The following is a 21,167-nucleotide window of genomic DNA, read 5'->3' as shown; positions in this document are numbered from 1 at the left end:
CCTAACGGGGATACGGTGCGTGCTGCGTACAGCTCACTGTGGCTGCGCTCCCTCCCGCAGAATGATCCAGACATGCTCGGCGGTGGCCAGGACCGCGCCGTTCTCGTCGTGGAGGGTGGTTGCGGTGCGCACCTTTCTCCCGTCCACCGCGAGCTGTCGGCCCGTGACGATGTGGGCACGACCGATGTGGGGATGCCGCCAGATGCGCGTGGTCATCTGGCCGAGCACCATCGGGCGGCCCACAATGTCACTGGTCCAGCCGCCGGGGCAGTCCAGCGCGGCCCACACGGCGGGCCCGGAGCTGAGGTGGGCATCGCGGGTGTCGACTAGGTCGATAGGGGGCGTCCACACGCAGGCGGTGTGGTCCGCAGCACCGTCCACGGGCCCCGGCGCCAGAGCGAGCCCGTCACCGGCGGCACGCTCGGGTCCGCAGGCGAAGCAGGTTGGAAACGGATGCTCGGTGGCGCCGCGGAACCGCCGCTCGGCGGCACGTGCCTCCGGGAGTGCCACCCAGGGGACCCGGGTTTGCGGATCGATGTCCGGCGTGGCCTCGGCAATGAGACGCCCCTGGTCCCACAGCCGCACCGCGGCTCCGTCGTGCTCGGGGATTACCGTGAGCGAGGTCCCCAGTGGTGGAGGCGCGTGCAGGCGGACACGGACGGCACCCATCCCCTCGAGGGACGATCCGGCGTGAGCTTCCGCTCTCCCCGGTGCACCAACGAGCTTCTGGGCGAGTAGACCGCTGGCATAGCCGCCGTTGGCGGAATCCGTTGGACCGTTGAATCGGGGAGGTATCACCAGACTGTCCGCGGCGGCGAACCCGCCGGCCCCGTCGCGTGGCGTGGTCATGGTTCCAGCCTACGCCGGTGGGATGGCTCCCCGAGCGGTGGCCTCGTCCCGGCCGACGACCGCGGCGAGGCCAGACCCACCCCTCAGCGAACCGGGAGGCCGGTAACCGTACGTCCGATAATGAGCCGTTGGATCTCACTGGCCCCTTCGAAGATCGTGAAGATCGTGGCATCGCGGTGCCACCGCTCGACCGGGTACTCGGTGGTGTAGCCGTTTCCACCCAGCAGCCGGATCGCCTCCCCGGTGACCCAGGTGGCGGTCTCGCTCGCGTAGAGTTTGCTCATCGACCCCTCGGCCTGGGTGAAGTCCTTGCCGTTGCGCCCCATCCACGCGGCCCGCCAGACCAGCAGTCGCGCAGCGTCGATGCGGGTGGCCATGTCGGCGAGGGTGAAGGCGACGGACTGCTTATCCCCGATTGGTCCACCGAACTGTTCCCGCTCGCGGCTGTAGTCCCGGGCGTACTCGTAGGCGGCGCGGGCACATCCGACGGCCATGGCCCCGACGGTGGGGCGTGAGGTCTCGAAGGTGCGCATCGCGGCCTGTCCGCCAGAACGTTGCCCCTCGCGGGCTCGGGCAAGACGAGCGTCCAGCTTCTCCTTGCCACCGAGCAGGCAGTGTCCGGGGACCCGCACGTCGTCGAGGACGACCTCCGCGGTGTGCGAGGCCCGGATTCCGTGCTTGTGGAACTTCTGCCCCTGGCTCAGGCCCGGAGTTCCCGGAGGGACCACGAAGCTGGCCTGGCCGCGCGATCCCAACTCCGGATCGACGCTGGCAACGACAACGTGCACATCGGCGATGCCGCCGTTGGTTGCCCACGTCTTCGTTCCGTTCAGGACCCATTCGTCCTTGGCCTCGTCATAGACGGCGCGGGTCCGGATGGCCGAGACGTCACTGCCGGCGTTGGGTTCGGATGAGCAGAACGCGGCGAGCTTGATGTCATCCGGTGTGCCGAACATTTGAGGCACCCATTCCACCTGCTGCTCCTGGGTGCCATTGGCCGCCACCGAGACCGCGGCGAGCGTGGTCCCGGTCAGGGCCAGGCCGATGCCCGGGTCGCCCCAGTACAACTCCTCGTAGGTCACCGGAATGCCCAGGCCGCTGGGCTCGAACCACTGGTTGGCGAAAAAGTCAAGCGAGTACAGCCCGATCTTGGCAGCCTCTTGCAGGATCGGCCAGGGAGTCTCCTCCCGCTGGTCCCACTCGGCTGCCGCGGGACGAATGACGTCCCGTGCGAATCCGTGCACCCAGTCGCGGATATCGCGCACATCCTCGCTGAGTTCCAGACTGAACGGGGTTGCTGCCTCGGCCGTGGCCCCTGACGTGTCTGCCATGACGGGGTTCCTCCGGTGGTTGGGGAAGGGACGAACGCTAAGTGTTACCAAGGGTAACACTTTTGTTTGGCCTGGGGAACTCCCGGCCGGCCCCACAACGGCGCCCGCCCGGTCGCAATTCACAGCATGGGCTGTGTGCCCCGTGGCGGGCGCCGTTCGTCACCGGTCGCCGTCTCGACCGGGACGGCCGTCACTCACCTCCGGTGAGCGTCACCTCCAACTCGTAAGGGCTCTGGTCCGGGCCGCTGAGTCTCGACGCATCCACGGCCAGGTCCCACACCCCGGGCTGCGGGTCGGTATAGGTGCGCACCAGCGGGTCGCACTCGACGTTGGGCCGTCCGGTGTAGCAATCGCCGGGGGGAACCTCCTCGGCTGTGGGCCCCAACGGGCTGAACGCCACCCAACGTAGGACACTGGTGTCAGCCACACCCGACATCCGTACGGTTACTTCCTGCGTCCCCGGGGGCACCGCCACCGGATGGTTGTCCACCCCGGCCCGGTCAACCTCCTCGGACACCGACCACGAGTCCGCGACCTCAGCTCCGGCGACGATGGTCAACAGCGCCGTGTGGTCCACCCCTCGGGTACGGGGGTTGTCCAACTGGAGTACCGCACTGTGCACTCCCTGCTCGGCGGTCGCGGTGACCTCCAGTTCGGCGGCCGCACCGTCGTCCACCCGAAGCGTACGGGGTAGCTGGAAGACGTCCTCGTCACCGAGAACGGACACCCGATAGCGCTGCGTCCCCGAGGCCGCGGTGGAGACCTCCAGATCATAGGTCTGTGTCTCCCCGGGGGCGTGCCCACCGTCGTCGACGAGGCATCGGTTGTACAGGCCCGGACCCGATCCCGGGGTCACCAGCTGCCCGGACTGCTCGGTGCAGACCGGACCGGTGACCGTCACGTCGTCCACCGGGCTGTCGTGGCGCAACAAGTTCCATGCCTCGGGCACGTCGAACTGGCCGTTGCCCTGCTCCAGCGCGGTAAGCGAGTCGTGGAATTCGGCACTGCCCGCGATTGCGGCACGCAGCTCGGCAGGCGAGACGTACCGGCCCTCCTGGTCGGCCTTGGACAGCAACAGCGCCGCGCCACCTGCCGCCTGGGGGGCGGCCATGGAGGTTCCGTTGTACATCGCGTATCCCGGCGGCAGTTCGTATCCGGCCTCCGGAACCGGAGCCCCCTCCGTGTGCACCGGTGTCGCCGAGATCGCCGATCCGGGAGCGGTGATGTCGGGCTTGAAACCACCATCCTCGCGCGGCCCCCGCGAGGAGAACGGGAACAGACCGTGATCCCGGACGGCTTCGGCACCGTAGTTGGCGGCCCAGGTCTCGGCGGACACAGAGGCGCCAACGGCCATCACCCGATCCGCGACCGAGGGCAGGCCCACAGTGTTCATGCCCGCACCGTCGTTACCGGCGGAAATGAACATCTGCACCCCGGTCTCCTCCACGAGCCGGTTGTACAGCAGATCGCGGGCGTCCTGACCGTCGTTGAGCGCCTGGAGCCCCCCGATGGACATGTTGATCACGTCCACGCCATGGCTGGTCGCCAACTGGACCATGCCGTCGGTGAGGGCGGCGGTGGAGCACTGGGTGCTGTAGCAGGCACGCATGGACACGACCTCGGCGCCGGGGGCAGCGCCGTTCATCTGTCCACCGAACAGGCCGTGTCCGGCCGCGATCCCTGCCACGTGCGTGCCGTGGCCGTGGTGATCCAGCCCGATATGCACCATGCCACCGTGGGCGTCCAACCCGGTGGCGACGAAGGCATGGGCTTCACTGATCTCGGTGTCCGGGTCGTCCTCGCCGAAGTGCCGTACGTCACGACTCTCGGAGAACTCCTCGATGGGCTCCTCATCGCTGAAGTCCCGGTTCTGGTGCAGATCGACCAGGATGGTGCCGTCCTCCGGACGGAACAACACCCCCCAGTCATCCTCCTCCGCTCCCGCAACCGGGTACTCGAAGAGACCGAAACGCCAGTCGCCCGAATCGGGTGCGGTCCAGGTGTGTCCGTGGGCCTCGAAGGTCGGGCCGGAGACATCACTCATGAACACGAAGAAGTCGTCGTTGACGAGATCCACCAGGTTGTTGGGGTCGGTCGCGTTGACCCAGTCAACGATCTTGGGATCCCCGGTTGTGGTTTCCTGTAGTGCCGGATGGTCGAGATCGACCCCCGTGTCGAGCACGCCGATCGTCACATCCCGGCCGTCAGCCTGGGGATGACGGTCCCGGAAGTCCACCGCTCCGATCTCGTTGGCCGGCATGTAGGGGTTGTCGTCGGGGGTGTCCGGCCCCGGCGCCTCGGCGTCGACGTCGCCCGCGGCCTCCGTGGTGCGCGGCGCAACCTCGGGGACCTCGATCAGCTCGTCCACGTCGATGGCGAGCACCTCGTCGATGTCTTCGACTCGCTCGACATCGGCGAAGTCCACGTTGATGCGCAGGTAGCCGAGCTGGTCCTCGACCCCGTTCACCTCACCGCCGAACGACTCGACGCGCTCGGCCACCTCGTCTGTCGAGCCTGGGTTCGTTGCGACGATCAGGGTCACGAAGTCGGTGTCCACGGGAACGTCGGGGTCATCGGCATCCGCTGCCGCAAACGTCTGCGTCTGGTATTCGGCGAGAAGGGCCCGCCCGTGGTCGCCGATCTTGTCCTCGCGGTGCGGCTCGGCCGCGGCGGAACCGGTGGCGAGTCCGACCAGAAGCAAGATCCCGGCCGCACTGGCGGATGCGCCACGAACGACCGACCATCGAAGGACGGACGATGTGTGGTCACCGGATGAGTAGGACGTGGGATGGAAGGGGATATGGGGGAATCTGTGTCTCACTTGCTCTCCTGGGGGGATGGAGGCACCAAACAGGGCCTACCGTGACACAGGAGAAGATCGAGTACCAGATCCCCGCGTATCTGACTTTTTCCGAATCGCACGGCGATGTCCCCCAGCGCGCCGCCCGGCCGCCACGGGGTCGGTCGCCGGGCTCACTCCTGCGCGTACCGCTCCAGGAAGGTGTAGACGTCGGTGTCATCGACGCCGGGGAAGGTTCCCGGGGGGAGCGCTGCCAGCACATGGGAGTGTGCACGGGCGGACGGCCAGACGTTTCCCTCCCAGCGGGCCGCCAACTCCGCCGGCGGGCGTAGGCAGCACTCTCCGGTGGGACAGGCCGAACGTGCACGGTTCGTGGTCTCCCGACCGCGGAACCAACGGGACTCCTTGTAGGGAACTCCCAGTGTGATCGCGAAGTTGCGCTCACGGCTGGGATCCACGTGGGCCACACACCAGTGCGTGCCGTTGGGCTTGTCGGTGTACTGGTAGTAGATCGAGTACCGGTCGGGGGAGGCGAAAACCTGGCGCCCCGACCAGTAGCGGCACATCCGCTGCCCCTCGATCGCGCCGGTGTCATCGGTGGGGAAGATCAGCCCGTCGTTCTCGTAGGCCTTGTAGATGATTCCCGTCTCGTCGTTGCGGATGAAGTGGCCAACCAGATCCAGGTGTCGTGTCGACAGATTGGTGAACCGATGGGCGGCCATCTCGTAGGACACGGAGTAGACGTCCCTCAGGTCCTCCACGGACAGGTCCCGACGCCGCTTGGCGTCCTGGAGAAACGGCACCGCGGTGGACTCCGGGATCAGGATTGCCGCCGCGAAGTAGTTGGCCTCCACACGTTGGCGCTGGAAGTCGGCGAAGTCCCGGGGTTGACCGTGCCCGAGTACGAAGTGACCCAGAGTTTGCAGGAGCACCGTGCGGGGTGTGTGCATCCCCAAGGACTCCCGTTTGAGGAACAGCCGACGGTTCTTGAGGTCGGTCACCGAACGCACCGATCGGGGAAGGTCCTGAACATAGCGCAGGGTGAAGCCACAGTGCGTCACGATGGAGAGGATGAGGCCCTGGGACAGCGCACCCCCCTGGTATCCGATGGAGTCGAGGACCCCCTGGGCAGCCTGCTCCACTTCGGGAAAGTAGTTGTTGCGTTCCCGCATCCACTGCCGCAGCTCAGAATTAGCACGCCGAGCTTCCTCCGGCGTGGCGGTAGGCTTCGCCGTGCGCTGGCGTAGCTCCTCGTAGAGGGCGACGATGTGCTCCAGCACGTCGTTGGGAACCCGCTTGCCCACGCGGAGATGGGGCAGCCCCAGGGACTGGTAGAGGGGATCCCGCTGGGCTTCCTCCACCGCGATCTCCAACTGGGCCCGACGCGTCGGAGGCTGTTTGGACAGCAGCTCCTCCACTGAGGCGCCCAGGGCCTTAGCCAACGACGTCAGCAGGGACAGCTTCGGCTCGCGCTTACCGTTCTCCAGCAACGACAGCTGGGAAGGGGCTCGCCCCACCCGTTCCCCCAGGTCGGACAGGGTCATACCGCGCGCCCGACGCAGGTGCCGCAGCCGCTGCCCAAAGGTGACGAGGTCCAGGTCTTCCGGCAAGGACACGACTTCTTCAGCCCCAAAGTACGACATGGATTCATCCTACAGAAACTTTCGAGGTTCTTCACATCGATTTGGGTAGAAAATCGCTTGAACTTGTCCAAGAATCGTAGTCAGGACCCCAACGGGAACGGCCGAAGGCAGGAGACCATGAGCATCACTGAGCGACGCAAGGCAGTCAGCGCGGAACTACGGCACGCGTGGGAGACCGAGGAGCGCTGGGCCGGCGTGGAGCGCACCTACACCGCCGAGGACGTGGCGGAGCTGCGCGGCTCGGTTACCGAAGAATTCACCCTGGCCCGGCTGGGCGCCGAGCGCTTGTGGCACCTGTTGCGTGGCGGGGAAGGCGACAACTACATCAACACCTTGGGCGCACTGACCGGCAACCAGGCGGTGCAGCAGGTCCGCGCCGGACTGAAGGCGATCTACCTGTCGGGATGGCAGGTGGCCGCCGACGCGAACCTGGCGGGCCAGACCTACCCCGATCAGAGCCTCTACCCCGCGAACTCGGTTCCCAGCGTCGTGCGCAGGATCAACAACGCGCTGATGCGCGCGGACCAGATCACCTGGTCGGAGGCGGATGACAGTGCGCCGCACTGGCTGGCACCGATCGTCGCCGACGCGGAAGCCGGGTTCGGGGGCGTGTTGAACGCCTACGAGCTGATGCGCGGCATGATCGCGGCCGGCGCGGCCGGAGTCCACTGGGAAGACCAGCTGGCGTCGGAGAAGAAGTGTGGCCACCTGGGCGGCAAGGTCTTGGTCCCCACCTCCCAGCACATCAAGACCCTCAACGCCGCCCGGCTCGCAGCCGACGTGGCGAACGTGCCCAGCCTCGTCATCGCACGCACCGACGCCCAGGCCGCGACGCTACTCACCAGCGACGTGGACGAGCGGGACCGCCCGTTCCTGACCGGAGAGCGCACCGCCGAGGGCTTCTACCGGGTGCGCAATGGCCTGGAGGCCTGCATCTCCCGCGGTCTGGCCTACGCGCCGTACTCCGACCTGCTGTGGATGGAGACCTCGACACCAGATCTGGAGGTCGCCCGACAGTTCGCCGAGGCGATCAAGGACAAGTACCCGAACCAGATGCTGGCCTACAACTGCTCGCCCTCGTTCAACTGGAAGCGCCACCTGGACGACGCCACGATCGCCAAGTTCCAGCGGGAGCTGGGGCACATGGGCTACAAGTTCCAGTTCATCACTCTGGCGGGCTTCCACTCGCTGAACCACTCCATGTTCGACCTGGCCCGTGGATACGCCGATCACGGCATGAGTGCCTACGTCGAGCTCCAGGAGCGGGAGTTCGCCTCCGAGAGCGACGGCTACACCGCCACCCGTCACCAGCGCGAGGCCGGCACCGGCTACTTCGACCGGATCAGCACCGCGATCACGCCGGATGCCTCGACCACCGCGCTGTCCGGATCCACCGAGGAGGACCAGTTCACGGCGGCTCACTGAGAACTGTTCCTCCGCCCCAATGAGGTGGTGCCCGCCCTGCTTTCGTGGCTGGGGCAGGGCGAGGCACCACCCCTCCCCGTCGCCCCTCCCGGTTCCCACACATCCCGACCGGGAGGGGCGACGTGTTACTACTGGTCGATCCACCCCGGACCGGCCTTCCGCGTCCGCCGCTTCCGACGCGCCGTGCCTCGCTCCCGATTCCCCTCGTGTGGGTTGCCAACGCCGGACCATCCGGAATTCACTGCGCCTTTATCGAACACTCTGCTAGGTTCGCGACACGCATCCCGGGACGGGCGCCAGTCCCGGATGCCAGGTAATAAACCGGACCACAAGGAGTACATCGTGCAGATCACCGAAACCACCTCCCTGTTCCGCCGCGGGCTCGCCGCCTCCGCCATCGCCGCGGTCGCCGCATTCCCACTCGCGGCCTGTGACGACGTGGACGACGAGCCGGCTGACAACGGCGAGCAGGTCGACGAGAACGGCGAGGACCCGCTCGAGGACGAGGACCCCATGGGTGAGGACGAGGGCGACGACCCCATGGGTGAGGACGAGGGCGACGACCCCATGGATGAGGACGAGGGCGACGACCCCATGGATGAGGACGACCCCGCGGACGACCAGTAAGACTCGTCCACCACGTCCCTGTGGTCACCGGGTCGTATCGGGGAGCGCCGCCCCGAAACGACCCGCGTGCCCCACATCGTTCGGGGCCGGCACGCCACGTGCCGGCCCCGCGCGTGTGTTGGCCCCTCCGATCGTGGGTGCCTCCGAACCACGCACGGGTTCCGGAGTGCCGGGAGCCGGCCGTTCAGGACCGCCCCAACCGCCCCACGCGATTCTGGCGGTATGGTCACATCCGACGGAATTCGCTGTCGTGGTTCAGGAGGTGCCGTGCCGTACCGGTACCACCGCACCCCGGGTGACGTGACGGCCATCGCCGCCGGGGAGAGCCCGTGACCGGCGCGCACACACCCCCGCCGGAAACCGGTGGCCCGGTCCCTGCCGGTGTGTCCCGACACCTCACTCCGGGGCTCCTGAGCGCCGAAATGGGCCTGGTTCTTGGCCTGTCCCTCGGCGCGGCTGCCGTGTCGTCGACGATCTCCTTCCTGGGCGCGGTGACGGCCCCCGCTGCGCTGGCCGAGCAGGCCACGAGCCTCGTGGATCCCCACGCGGCGCAGGAACGCCCATGGCTGGACCTGACCCGCCAGCTATACGCCCTGGTGTACGCCCTCGTTCCGGTGGCACTGGTGGTCTACCTCCTGCGCCGCTCCGGCGAGTCCCGGGCCACTATCGGGTTCGACATCCGCCGTCGCGGCTTCGACTTCACGGCGGGCGCCTTGCTGGCCGCGCTGATCGGGATCGGCGGACTCGTCGTCTACGTCACCAGCTACCAGCTCGGCTGGACGCGGCCCATCGTCCCGAGCACCCTCAACGACCACTGGTGGGTGGTTCCGGTCCTGCTGGCGCAGGCCCTCAAGAACGCGGTCCTTGAGGAGGTGATCGTGGTTGGCTACCTCATGCATCGACTCGGCCAGCTCGGGAAGATGCGTGGTTGGCCCGCGCGAAACACCCTGATCGTTGCGATCCTGCTCAGCGCTGGCCTGCGCGCGCTCTACCACCTCTACCAGGGTCTGGGTATGGCGGTGGGCAACCTCGTGATGGGCGTGGTGTTCTGCTGGTTCTACCATCGGTTCGGGCGGGTGATGCCCCTGGTCATAGCGCACGCCCTCATCGACGTCGTGGCCTTCCTCGGGGCGCTGTACCTCCTCGACACCCTGAGCTGGCTTCCATAGACAGCGTCTGCGGAAACAACTGCCCCTGTGAAATGTGTGCGCAGTGGTCCCGGGCGGTGATCCAGCCTTCGGGGGCGGACCCCACCGGCCCCGCCCCTGTGCGCCCAGCGCACATCGCCCCGAACCGGGGCACAGGATCCGACGGCTAGGCGCTCCCGCCGGACCCTTGGGTCGTCGGAGCGACGGACTGTGGCCCGGGAGACAGCTCGTCCTCGAGGTGGCGGGGACGCCCCAGTAGGAGCCCCGTGGCGAGATTGACCGTTGCCACGATCATTACCATAGCGATGGGTAGTGACCAGCCACCGGACAGCTCGTGCAGGAATCCGAACATCAGCGGCCCCATGCCACCGGCCAGATAGCCGAGGCTCTGACTGGTGGCAGACAATGCGGCGGTGCCAGCCGCGGTGCGGGCCCGGACCGCGAAGAACGTCAGTGCCAGGGGGAAGCTACTCATCCCCAAACCGATCAGTGTGGCCCACACCCACGTCCCCTCGAGCGGACTCGCCCACAGCCCCACGAAACCGCACATGTAGACCGTGTAGAAGACTGTGACGAAACCGCGATGATCCCGGGTGCGGGCCATGAGTCCCGGAAGCACGAGGGAGGTGGGGATCGCGAGCGCTGTCAGATAGGACAGGGCCATTCCCGCGGCCGCCGGACTCATTCCCTGATCCCGGAGGAGCTGGGCAAACCATCCAAACATGATGTAGGCGATGGTGGACTGGGTGGCGAAGTACACCACGCTCTGTCGGCCCACGCCGGTAGCCAGCACCCGCCCCACCCCCAAGGGGCTCTGCCCGGTGTCCCGGGTGGGCTCCCGGCGGAGTACAAGCAGCCAGGGCACGGCCGCGACCAACCCGAACAGGGCATACACGCCCAGGGCCAGGCGCCAGGATCCACTGGCGGACACGAGGGGCACGGTTCCGGCCGCCGCCACTGCGGTTCCCAGAGCCAGGGCTGTCGTATACACAGTGGTCATGAGCCCCACCCGGTGTGGGAAGTGCTGCTTGACCAGGGTTGGCAACAGAACATTGCCGATCGCACCACCGGAGAGGGCCACTGCGCTCAACAGCAGGAACATCCACACCGAGTCGACCAGCACCCGGGTGCCGAGTCCGGCTGTCACCAGGAGCAACGCCGCAGCGATCACGTGGTGCTCACCGAACCGCCGCACCAGCGCGGGCACACAGATTCCCACCACCGCGAAGCAGAGCACGGGCAGTGTTGTCAGTATTCCCGCGCCAACCGCGGACATGCCCAGCCCCACGATGATCTCATCCAATGCGGATCCGACGCTGGTAACCGCGGTTCGAAGGTTGAGGGCCGCCAGTCCCACCCCGAGCGCCAGTACGATGGCTTGCAGACTCCAGGCGGGGGTCCGCGGGGATCGAGAGCCGGTCGCGAGGGTGGATAACGTCGCTGGCTTGCTCGTCATAACCTCACTTCATTCATAGGATGACCGGATCTAACAGGTCGAGGATAACGTATACGAGGACGCATTCCTCGTGTGTGCTCCCGGGGCACGCAGCGAGAGTGGCCGATTGCACCAGCTCTCCCCACGCCCAGTAGGCTCGGCCAGACCAGATCCGGCTGAATCTCACTCCGCAGGAGGTTTTGAGCGTGCCCCTCGCCTCAACGCGACGAACAGGACTCGTCGACCAGGTCATCGCCCAACTTCGTGCTCAGGTGGACTCGGGCGAATGGGCGATCGGAGATCGTATCCCCACCGAGTCGGAGCTTGCCGACCAGTTGGAGGTCGGACGGAACACGGTTCGAGAGGCTGTTCGTGCCCTCGCACACGCCGGCCTGTTGGAGATCCGGCAGGGAGCCGGCACATTCGTCCGCGCCTCCAGCGAGCTGGGAGGGGCGCTGCGGCGCCGTGTGGAGCGGTCACGACTACGCGAGAGTCTGGAGGTGCGTCGCGCCCTGGAACTGGAGTCGGCCCGACTCGCCGCGGATCGACGGACCGAAGCGGACCTCGCCGAGATGGACCATGCGCTTCAGCTCGCCGAACGCGCCCTCGCCGAAGGGGACATGACGGCGTTTGTCGAGGCGGATGTCGGCTTGCACCACACGATTGTGCAGGCCAGCCACAATTCACTCCTGATTGAATTGTACGGCGACATCGCCCAGGTCGTACACGAAACCGTATCCCAGGCCGTGCAGGAACACTCCGGCGAGCATCCCATCGTCGACCATCGCAGTTTGGTCGAGGCGATCCGCGCCGGGGACGTCGCCGCAGCGACCCGAGAGACCGCATGCTACATCGATGAGGGACTCACCACGATGGGACAGCCCTGATCCCGAGTCTCAGTCGAATGGCTCGGGATGCCGAAGGCCTTCGGCTACGACACGGCCGCCCTGGCTGGCACGCCATACGGTAGGCCGACCATCCACGTTCGCGGCCCGTTGCGCCCAGTCAGCCAACGGAGCGAACCGTTGTTCCCCCTCACTGTCCAGCACGGTGACCCCGTGTTCGACCACGGTGCCCCCCTGAAGCAACTCGGTCTGGTAGTGATCGCCGGAGCCGAGGATTCGCATACCGGGGATGCTAGCGCTCGACGGTCGCACTGTCCTCGGAAGTTTCTGCACGGCCGGCGCCGTGGTCACTCGTGGTCACATCGGCCGGGGGTCGGTGTGACCACGATACTGGGGGCCGCGGCCACGGAGCTCGTCCCGGTCAACCACCATGTGCCGAGGAACTCCCGCGAAGCGGAACCGCCTCGGCTGCGGCCGGACGGTCCGCCCAGCCCGTTACCCGGGTCGGATCAAGGTTCAGCACCTCCAGGGTACTGCGCCCCAGGCTCAACTCCGCCAACACGGCACGGTCCTGCTCCACGGACGCGACGGTCGCGGCCACCGTGTCACTGACCTTCCCACGTGGCAGTACGGCGACGCCGTCATCGTCCCCAATCACCCAGTCACCGCGGCGGATCGCAACCCCGTCGATCCGGATGTCCCGGCCGACGGTGCCACCCCCCTCTCGAGCGGGCTCACGTGCCGACACTCCGGCGCTGATGACGGGCAGCCCACACCGGGCAATGGCCGCCACATCACGCACACAACCGGTAACAATGATGCCGGCGAGTTCACGCATCCGAGCGGCCACAGCGAGGATTTCGTCCACGTAACCACAGTCCGGGTCGGCATCGACATCGATCACCAGTGCCGTCCCCGCGGCCGCCTGTGCCACCGCCACGTGCACGGCAAGATTGTCGCCGGGGGCGCAGCGCACAGGAAACACGGGTGCGGCGAGCGCCGCCTCCGGCCAGACCGGAAAGAGCTGCCCCCCGAGTATGCGTGCACCGTTGCGGGCGAGTGCAGTGGTTCCCACTGCCGTAAGGGTGTCCGCGAGCGCCACCTCAGCCTCCAACAGAACCGCGCCGACGGCCCGGGTTGGTCACTACGACGCCCCCGAGACCGATTCCTCCCCCGTTAATACTCACGGGTAACTTTGGGGGTGCGCAAGCCCCCGAGAGCACAAAAAGTGCGTCAACTCACTGCTGCCTGTGATCGACGGCCCCCGACGGCAGGACATCCGGACACGTGAAAGGGATGTCCACGCACCAGGTAAATTCGGATATCCCGGGGCCGACCCCCCAGAGCCGGTCCTCCCCCATCCGCGGTAGTTCCTCAGGCAACCCCACCTTGACTGCCACCCCGGCGTTCCAGCTGTCGGAACCTTCCGGGGCACCGATGCCACCACCATGCACGTGACCGACAAGTCGGACACTGTGGTACGCATTGACCATGCCCCGGTGCGGTATGGATACCTACAACATCAAGGGCAGCGTGCAGGATCGCCCCCAGGCCGCGGAGAGGACACGATGGCCGACCAGTCCGAGGAACAGCCACAGGACTCGGAGTCACGCCCAGACGGGGACACGTCGACGGGCGACGTCGGATCGGCCCCGAGGCCCCGGGACACTCGTGATCTGGGCACCGCACTTGCCTGGACCGCCGGGGCGACCGCCATCCCCGGACTCGGTCACCTTCGTGCCGGCCACCGTGTCCTGGGCAGTGTGATCCTGGGCACATTCCTCACCTGCGTTGGCCTGGCCACGGTCATGCTGATGCTCTTCGGTGACGAGATCGCCAGTTCGAGCCGAATGTTCCTGCAAACCGACTGGCTGCTGGGGCTCGCCGCGGCCACAGCCCTAGGGGCTGTGCTGTGGATAGCGACGGTTATTCACTCCTACCTCCTGCTGCGTCCCCGGGGAACCCGACCCGGGCTGCGAGTCCTCGCGGTCGGCGTGGTGACTCTGCTGTGTCTGGTCGTGGCAACCCCCGCGGCCGGCGTGCTCCACATCTCCTACACGGCCTACGCGACCATGAGCAATGTGTTCGCCGAGGACGATGAGGAACGCCCCCACGACGCCAGCGACCCCTGGGACGGACGCGACCGCATCTCGGTCCTGCTCATGGGCAACGACGGACACCCACAACGCCAGGGCGAGATCGGGACCCGTATCGACAGCATGATGGTGGCGAACATCGATGTCGAACACGGTGACGTGATCCTGATCGGGCTCCCCCGAAATCTGGAGGACATCCCGTTCCCTCCGGGAACTGCCCTCGACGAGCGCTACCCCGACGGTTACGACCAACTCCTGTTGGACATCTACCAGACCGTGCAGGAGGAGCCACAGGGGCTCGCTATCGACCCGACCGCAGACGATCCGGCCGCAGACACGGTCCGGGAGACGGTCAGTCATGCGCTGAACCTGGACATCGACTACTACGCCATGATCGACATGCGGGGCTTCCGGGATATCGTCGACGCCATCGGCGGCGTGCAGATCCGTATCACCGAACCGATCCCCTGGGGACACCAGGGAGATGTTCTGGAAGAGGGGATGCAAACACTCACCGGGCAGGAGGCGCTGTGGTACGTACGCTCACGGATCGGCAGTGACGACTACACGCGTATGGGGCGGCAGGGCTGTCTGGTTCAGGCCATCGCCGAACAGGCGGACCCCTGGACGGTGCTGACCAGTTTCCAGGAACTCGCCCGTGCCACCGAGGTCACCCTGGGTACTGACATTCCCCAGTCGAAGCTACGCCACTTCGTCGACGTGGCCGAGCTGGTTCCAGACGGGCGGATGCGCACGCTCCAGCTTTCCCCACCCCAGGTGGATCCACCACGGCCGAACTGGATCGAGATCCGTTCCATGGTCTCCAACGCGGTTCAGGAACAGGAAGCCGCCCAGGCCGGGCCGAGCGGAACCGACGCCGCTGACGCCCCGGCGGAGGACGAAGAGCGCAACACCGCAGACGCTCCGGACACCCAGGAGCAGGAGACCGAGCCCGCAACCGGGGAGGAGCAACGGACCGACTGGCAGGAGTGGAGTGGGTCGGACGAGCCCGAGCCCCAGGACCCGGGGCGCCAGGCGGGAGCGCAACCGTCGCCGCTCGATGAGTTGTGCCCGTGACCGTGGTTCAGGTCTCGATGATCGGGTGCAGGCGTGCGTAGCCACCTCGCTGGTACAGGAGGGGCTCCCCCGCCTCCACGCTGACCGCCCCGGTCACCCGGCCCACCACGAGCCAGTGGTCCCCGACCGCGAGAACATTGTGGTGATGGCACAGAATGTGGGCGATCGCCCCGTCCAACAGCGGGATCTCCTCGAGGCTGCGGTGCCAGCTCACCGGTGGGGCGAAGCGGTCCACACCGCTGGTCGCGAACCGGGTGGCAACCTCGTGTTGGTTCGCTCCCAACACGTTCACCGCGAAGGTTCCGGCATCGCGGATTCCAGGCCAGGCACTGGCCCTGGCTCCGACATAGAACGAGACCAGCGGCGGCCGCAGGCTGACACTGGTGAAGGACGTCACCGTCAGCCCCACCGGACCACGGTCCGACGGAGCCGTGACCACGACCACACCCGCGGCGTGGGTGGCCATCGCCTGCCGGTAGGTGTCCGGGTCGATTGAGTCACCAGGGGCTACCGCCGGCCCCACCGAAGCCACATGCTGGCCCGAAGCCCCGTCCACCTGTCCGTTCGGCTCCGCGGTGGTCTCAACGGACTCCATCGACGGTCGTGCGGACACCTGGCCTCCTCGCAACATCGGTCTCGGGTGGATCCCCGTCCCGGACCACCACGACGCACAGCGCACCACCCACCGCCGGGTATTCCACGGGCGCCCCCATGGGTCCGACCTCGCGGCCACAACCACCCACCCGACACCGGAGCGGTCCGCACCGACACGTCGCGTGACGATATCTCTCGACCACCCGGTCCCCCGGCCCCTGCCCCACACCGTCCACCGGTGAGGCCCCGAAGGGGGAAGGGCACTGCCCCGTCCAGGCATCGTCCGGGGTCGACGCCAGGCCGTGGATCAATGCCCCACGGCCTGGCGTGACCGTGGGGCTGCGGCGCCATCGGCCCATGCTCGGTGTGGCGCCAGAACCTCCTGCGCTTCGGCACGGACATGTGGCTTCCCAGCCAGGGCCTGGGCGCAGGGTCAGCACCGCACGCTGGCCACGAACACCCTACCGATTCATCCGCGCTACCCGCTGAGACGGGTGCGGCGCGCACGGGCGGGATTCGCCCGAGCGCACCGGTGACCCGTGGAACCGCGTACCAATGGCTGCATCCGAAGTCCCGGTGGCTTTGGGAACCGCGTTCCGGGACAGTGCTCAGGGGCCGGGTGGGCGTGGGGCACGCCCACCCGGCCCCTGAGCACGCTTGCGGCTGTGGGTGGCACCGTCCTCTGCTGCACTGGAGTACTCGATAGGCTCACGGGCATGAGCCAGTCTCCGGGGGACACCCATCGCGGTGCTGAGCTCGGATCCGGCAACCCAACTCCTGCGTGGAGCCGGACCGGCTCCCGACGTTCCGGTGGACGCACCGCAGTGCGGGCGGCACTGTGGCTTACGGTCATCGCGATGCTCGCCACCGTGACGTGGTGGGCCGCCCCCGCGCTTCTGGACCGCGCGGGGCTGACCACCAGCGCGTTGCCGTGGGGGCCGCAATGCACGGTAACGCTCGCGGACGGCGATAGCCGCGGGCTCAGCCGCGGCGAAGCCCGCCAGGCCACCACCGCGGTTGCACGCGCTGCCACCGATGGCGGGCGGGCCGAGGTGGAGGGGATCGATCCGGAGGTCCTGGAGCGACTCCAGCACGGACCGCCGGAGGACGCGGGCCCAAGCCTGACCTGTCGCGCGGGGCGCACCGAGGGGCTCCAACGTCAGGACATGACCGAGACTGGACTCACCCCGCGGGCCGAGACACTGTTGACACAGATCCGTGCCGTGTTCGGGGATGTGAGCGTAGGCGGATTCGCACCCGGCGGTGTTGAGGAGGGACACTCCGAGGACTCGACCCACTACGAGGGCAGGGCCATCGACATCTTCTACCGGCCGGTTACCGAGGAGAATCGACGCGAAGGCTGGATTCTGGCGCACTGGCTGGTGGCCCACGCCGAGGAGTACCACGTTTCGGTGGTGATCTTCGATGATCGGATCTGGAGCGTCCCTCTGTCCGCGGCGGGCTGGCGTGACTACGACGCCGCCGATCCCGACAACGAGGTACTGCGCCACCTCGACCACGTCCACGTTGACGTCCAACGGGGCGAGTAACCAGCCACTGGCGTGGAACGGGGAGGCCACTGAAGGCGGGAACACGGCCCCTGTGCCACCACTGGGCAATCCCATCATCGGCACGCTACGGTTCGTGGCGTGCGTGATATCGATTCTGACTTCCTCGCTTTGCCGTTGCGTGTGTTGGCGGACGCGGCACTCCAACGTGCCCGTGATCTCGGCGCGGCGCATGCCGACTTTCGACTGGAGCGTGTCCGTGGACGCAATCTCCGCCTGGCGGACGGTGCCGTGGAGACCGCTGCGGACACCGACACCCGCGGGTTCGCCGTACGGGTGATCCACAATGGAGTGTGGGGCTTCGCCGCCGACACGGTACTGACCCCCGAGGCCGCGACCGCGGTTGCGGAACGTGCCGTGAACGTGGCGCGCGTCGCGGCTGCCGCAGCCACCGACCGGGTGGACCTGGCCCCCGAGCCCACCCATTCAGACGTGACCTGGGTGTCGTCCTACGAGGTGGACCCGTTCGAGGTGCCCAGCACCGAACAGAGCGCGGTCCTGGCCGAGTGGAGCCAGCGTCTGCTGGCCGACCCGCGGGTGGACCACGTGGATGCCATGCTCGCGATCGCCAAGGACCAGAAGTTCTACGCCGACACCGCCGGCACGACCACCACCCAGCAACGGGTGCGCATGGCGCCGGTCGTGGATGCCCTGGCGGTGCGGGACGGGGTGCTGGACAGCATGCGGACCATCACCCCACCGGCCGGGCGGGGCCAGGAGTACCTGCCCACCGTCGAACGGGAGCTGGACCAGCTCCCGGAGCTGTTGGCCGAGAAGCTCGCCGCCCCGTCGGTGGAGCCGGGTGACTATGACCTGGTGATCCACCCCTCGAACCTGTGGCTGACCATCCACGAGTCGATCGGGCACGCCACCGAGCTGGACCGGGCGTTGGGCTATGAGGCGGCCTTCGCCGGCACCTCGTTCGCGACCCCCGACCAGCTGGGGACCTTGCGCTACGGCTCTGCGATCATGAACGTCACCGGCGACCGGACCGTGGAGCACGGGCTGGCCAGCATCGGGTACGACGACGAGGGCGTGGCCACCTCCTCCTTCGACCTCGTCCGCAACGGGATGCTGGTCGGCTACCAGCGGGACCGGCGGATCTCGGCCGCGCAGGGCTATGCGCGTTCCAACGGTTGTGCGTTCGCTGACTCTCCGGCGAGCATGCCCCTCCAGCGCATGGCCAACGTGTCCCTGGCCGCCGACCCGGAGGGCCCCGACACCGACGGGCTGATCTCCGGCGTGGAGCGCGGTATCTACATGGTGGGCGACCGCAGCTGGTCCATCGACATGCAGCGCTACAACTTCCAGTTCACCGCCCAGCGCTTCTACCGGATCGAGAACGGCCGGCTGGCCGGGATGCTGCGCGATGTTGCCTACCAGGCCACCACGACCGATTTCTGGAACTCCCTGGCCGCCCTGGGCGGGCCCAGCACCTACGTGCTGGGGGGATCGTTCATGTGCGGCAAGGGCCAACCCGGTCAGGTCGCCTCGGTCAGTCACGGTTGCCCCAGCGCGCTGTTCAGCGGCGTGCGGGTCCTCAACACGGTTCAGGAGGCCGGAAAGTGAGCCAGTCTGCGTCCACTGCCCCAGAGATCGTGGAGCGCGCGCTCGCCCTGTCGAAGACCCCCGAGTGCATGGTGGTGGTTACCGAGCGCAGCACCGCCAATCTGCGCTGGGCCGGAAACTCCCTGACCACCAATGCCGTGACCACCCAACGCTCGGTGACCGTGCTGGCGCTCGTACACGGAACCGCTGGCACCTCGGCCGGAGTCATGGAGCGAACGGGCGCCAGCGCCGAGGAGCTGGAAGAGCTGGTGCGCGCGGCCGAACGCGCCGCTGCCTCAGCTCAGCCTGCTGAGGACGCCCAACCGTTGCTCGAGCCGGCCCAGGCCGGCTCCGGCACGGACTGGGATGCCGCCGTGGAGTCGACCAGCATGGACGTGCTCGCGGACTTCGCCCGGTCCCTGGGTGGGGCCTTCAACCGCCAGTCCACGGCGGGACACCTGCTGTACGGTTTCGCCGAACACGAGGTCACCTCAACGTTCCTGGGCACCTCCAGCGGGCTGCGCCTGCGCCACGACCAACCCACGGGCACCGTCGAAATCAACGCGAAAACGGCCGCACCCGGCACCACCGGCGGACACTCCACATGGGTCGCCCAGGCCACCCGCGACTTCACCGACGTCAACGCCGAAAGCCTCGAAGGCGAACTGGAACGGCGGATCTCGTGGGGCCAACGCCAGGTCGAACTTCCGGCCGGCCGCTACGAAACCCTGCTTCCACCATCCGCGGTGGCCGACTTCATGGTGGGACTCTATCGAAATCTCGGGGCCCGGGACGCAGTCGAGGGACGCACCGTATTCTCCACCACAGACGGCGGCACCCGCCTCGGTGCGGAACTGTCCCACCTTCCGTTGACCCTGTACAGTGACCCAACGCAGCCCGGCCTGGAATGTGCGCCGTTCGTGTTGGCCGAGGCCCCGGGGCGCAACCTCAGCGCCTTCGACAATGGTCTGGCAATCGACCGCACCGAATGGATCTCCCAGGGGCGCCTGTCCGCACTGGCACACACACGCCATTCCGCGCAGCTAACCGGGCAACCGGTCACGCCCTTCACCGACAACCTTCTGCTAAACAGTTCCACGGCGAGTTCCGGGCTCGACGACATGATCGCCAGCACCGAACGCGGACTGTTGCTGACCTGCCTGTGGTATATCCGCGAAGTCGACCCGCAGAGCCTGCTGTTGACCGGCCTGACCCGCGACGGGGTCTACCTCGTGGAGGACGGGGAGGTGACCGCGGCCGTCAACAACTTCCGGTTCAACGAGTCACCGGTCGGCCTCCTCGAACGCGCCGTTGAGGCCGGAACCTCACAGCCGACCCTGTCCCGTGAATTCGGCGACTATTTCTCCCGCACCGCCATGCCAGCGCTACGGATCGCGGACTTCAACATGTCCACCGTGAGCCAGGCGTCCTGACGACCTCGTGGGTGCCCCGGCCAGGGTCCGGGGCACCCACGGTGCACGGGCACTGATCCGGGGCACCCGCCGGTGTTGGTCTGATCGGCCCCCGAGGGGAGGACGTGGCGACCCCGGGACGCGCTACTCCTCGAGCCGGAAACCCACCTTCAGCCCCACCTGAAAATGTCCGATATCGCCATCGGTGAGATGGCCGCGAATCTCGGTGACCTCGAACCAGTCCAGGCCGCGCAGTGTTGTCCCGGCGCGCAGAACGCCGTTGCGGATCGCGGATTCCAGCCCCTCGGTCGACGTTCCGACGATTTCGGTAACCCGGTAGGTGTGGTTCGACATCAGTCTCGCTCCTCGGTGTGCGGGTCAACTTCCCACGGATGCTTACTGAGTCGACGCTTCCCGGTTGTCGACCTCATCAACCGCGAAGGATCCACCTGTGTGCCACGCGATGCTCCCATCCCGAGCCCGGACCCTGCATTTCGGTTGGGTTTCGGCGTTTCCCGGGACATTCCCGAGATCACCTCGTAACTGAGTCTTGACGTGCAGCGCGGATACGCCATGTACATTGGGTCCCAGCGCTTCGATCCCCCGTCGGGGCGCGCAGCCGGTGTTTCGAGCCCCCGTCGGAACACCGTGCGCGGCGCTGGGTGGTTTGCCCCCGTAGCCACCCAGCGCCGCTCTCGCCTGCCGACCACCACCCCGTCGTCGCGACCCGGTGGGAGACGGCTGCTAGCTTGTGCTCGGTGGCGAGTTC

At 67.4% G+C, this 21,167-nt stretch carries 17 protein-coding genes; 8 read left to right on the top strand and 9 right to left on the bottom strand.

The annotated features are described in order from the left end of the window. Nucleotides 1-33 precede the first annotated feature (33 nt). The 4 genes from RIF23_RS01200 to RIF23_RS01185 form a co-directional block, all read right to left on the bottom strand. The gene (locus RIF23_RS01200) at nucleotides 34-849 is read right to left on the bottom strand and encodes a hypothetical protein (RefSeq protein ID WP_310910413.1); all 816 of its coding nucleotides are present in this window, start codon (nucleotides 847-849) and stop codon (nucleotides 34-36) included. 83 nt (nucleotides 850-932) lie between these two features. Then, nucleotides 933-2,180 carry an acyl-CoA dehydrogenase family protein gene (locus RIF23_RS01195; protein ID WP_310910412.1) on the bottom strand — a complete coding sequence of 416 codons (1,248 nt, stop codon included), beginning with the start codon at nucleotides 2,178-2,180 and terminating at the stop codon, nucleotides 933-935. 190 nt (nucleotides 2,181-2,370) lie between these two features. Beyond that, nucleotides 2,371-5,001 (bottom strand): S8 family serine peptidase, encoded by a 2,631-nt coding sequence (locus RIF23_RS01190; protein WP_310910411.1) that lies wholly within the window; start codon nucleotides 4,999-5,001, stop codon nucleotides 2,371-2,373. A gap of 152 nt (nucleotides 5,002-5,153) precedes the next feature. Next, entirely contained in the window at nucleotides 5,154-6,590 is a 1,437-nt protein-coding gene (locus RIF23_RS01185) for a helix-turn-helix domain-containing protein (RefSeq protein ID WP_310911201.1), read from the bottom strand. A gap of 150 nt (nucleotides 6,591-6,740) precedes the next feature. Here RIF23_RS01185 and aceA point away from each other — a divergent pair, with 150 nt between their 5' ends. The 3 genes from aceA (at nucleotide 6,741) to RIF23_RS01170 (ending at nucleotide 9,844) form a co-directional block, all read left to right on the top strand. After that, nucleotides 6,741-8,048: an isocitrate lyase gene (gene aceA, locus RIF23_RS01180; protein WP_310910410.1), complete on the top strand. Its 1,308-nt coding sequence runs from the start codon at nucleotides 6,741-6,743 to the stop codon at nucleotides 8,046-8,048. Nucleotides 8,049-8,390: 342 nt separating this feature from the next. After that, nucleotides 8,391-8,675 (top strand): hypothetical protein, encoded by a 285-nt coding sequence (locus RIF23_RS01175; RefSeq protein WP_310910409.1) that lies wholly within the window; start codon nucleotides 8,391-8,393, stop codon nucleotides 8,673-8,675. 329 nt (nucleotides 8,676-9,004) lie between these two features. Beyond that, nucleotides 9,005-9,844: a CPBP family intramembrane glutamic endopeptidase gene (locus tag RIF23_RS01170; protein WP_407659348.1), complete on the top strand. Its 840-nt coding sequence runs from the start codon at nucleotides 9,005-9,007 to the stop codon at nucleotides 9,842-9,844. Nucleotides 9,845-9,989: 145 nt separating this feature from the next. Here the strand turns inward: RIF23_RS01170 and RIF23_RS01165 are convergent, their stop codons facing one another. Further along, nucleotides 9,990-11,279, bottom strand: coding sequence for an MFS transporter (locus tag RIF23_RS01165; RefSeq protein ID WP_310910408.1), 1,290 nt, complete (start codon nucleotides 11,277-11,279; stop codon nucleotides 9,990-9,992). A gap of 185 nt (nucleotides 11,280-11,464) precedes the next feature. On the opposite strand from RIF23_RS01165, the gene RIF23_RS01160 reads away from it, so the two are divergent. After that, nucleotides 11,465-12,145 carry a FadR/GntR family transcriptional regulator gene (locus tag RIF23_RS01160; protein ID WP_310910407.1) on the top strand — a complete coding sequence of 227 codons (681 nt, stop codon included), beginning with the start codon at nucleotides 11,465-11,467 and terminating at the stop codon, nucleotides 12,143-12,145. 9 nt (nucleotides 12,146-12,154) lie between these two features. Here RIF23_RS01160 and RIF23_RS01155 read toward each other — a convergent pair whose 3' ends face one another. Both RIF23_RS01155 and RIF23_RS01150 read right to left on the bottom strand, forming a co-directional pair. Further along, nucleotides 12,155-12,385, bottom strand: coding sequence for a hypothetical protein (locus RIF23_RS01155; RefSeq protein WP_310910406.1), 231 nt, complete (start codon nucleotides 12,383-12,385; stop codon nucleotides 12,155-12,157). A gap of 139 nt (nucleotides 12,386-12,524) precedes the next feature. Beyond that, entirely contained in the window at nucleotides 12,525-13,205 is a 681-nt protein-coding gene (locus tag RIF23_RS01150) for an RraA family protein (protein WP_310910405.1), read from the bottom strand. A 466-nt stretch (nucleotides 13,206-13,671) separates the two neighbouring features. On the opposite strand from RIF23_RS01150, the gene RIF23_RS01145 reads away from it, so the two are divergent. Then, nucleotides 13,672-15,276: an LCP family protein gene (locus RIF23_RS01145; RefSeq protein ID WP_310910404.1), complete on the top strand. Its 1,605-nt coding sequence runs from the start codon at nucleotides 13,672-13,674 to the stop codon at nucleotides 15,274-15,276. 7 nt (nucleotides 15,277-15,283) lie between these two features. On the opposite strand, the gene RIF23_RS01140 is transcribed toward RIF23_RS01145, so the two are convergent. Next, a complete protein-coding gene (locus RIF23_RS01140; protein WP_310910403.1) occupies nucleotides 15,284-15,889 on the bottom strand; it encodes a flavin reductase family protein in 606 nt (201 codons plus the stop codon). Nucleotides 15,890-16,586: 697 nt separating this feature from the next. Here RIF23_RS01140 and RIF23_RS01135 point away from each other — a divergent pair. The 3 genes from RIF23_RS01135 to RIF23_RS01125 all read left to right on the top strand — a co-directional run bounded on the left by RIF23_RS01135 (nucleotide 16,587) and on the right by RIF23_RS01125 (nucleotide 20,419). After that, nucleotides 16,587-17,420: a hypothetical protein gene (locus RIF23_RS01135; RefSeq protein WP_310910402.1), complete on the top strand. Its 834-nt coding sequence runs from the start codon at nucleotides 16,587-16,589 to the stop codon at nucleotides 17,418-17,420. 99 nt (nucleotides 17,421-17,519) lie between these two features. Beyond that, the gene (locus tag RIF23_RS01130; protein WP_310910401.1) at nucleotides 17,520-19,007 is read left to right on the top strand and encodes a TldD/PmbA family protein; all 1,488 of its coding nucleotides are present in this window, start codon (nucleotides 17,520-17,522) and stop codon (nucleotides 19,005-19,007) included. Further along, the gene (locus tag RIF23_RS01125; protein WP_310910400.1) at nucleotides 19,004-20,419 is read left to right on the top strand and encodes a metallopeptidase TldD-related protein; all 1,416 of its coding nucleotides are present in this window, start codon (nucleotides 19,004-19,006) and stop codon (nucleotides 20,417-20,419) included. Before RIF23_RS01130 ends, RIF23_RS01125 begins: the two co-directional genes overlap by 4 nt. A 123-nt stretch (nucleotides 20,420-20,542) precedes the next feature. Here RIF23_RS01125 and RIF23_RS01120 read toward each other — a convergent pair whose 3' ends face one another. Next, entirely contained in the window at nucleotides 20,543-20,752 is a 210-nt protein-coding gene (locus RIF23_RS01120; RefSeq protein WP_310910399.1) for a dodecin, read from the bottom strand. Nucleotides 20,753-21,167: the final 415 nt, after the last annotated feature.

This window comes from Lipingzhangella rawalii, from assembly GCF_031628175.1.
Lineage (GTDB): Bacteria > Actinomycetota > Actinomycetes > Streptosporangiales > Streptosporangiaceae > Lipingzhangella_A > Lipingzhangella_A rawalii.
Note: the sequence above shows the minus strand (reverse complement) of the source record. Positions and strands in the feature narration are given on the sequence as shown.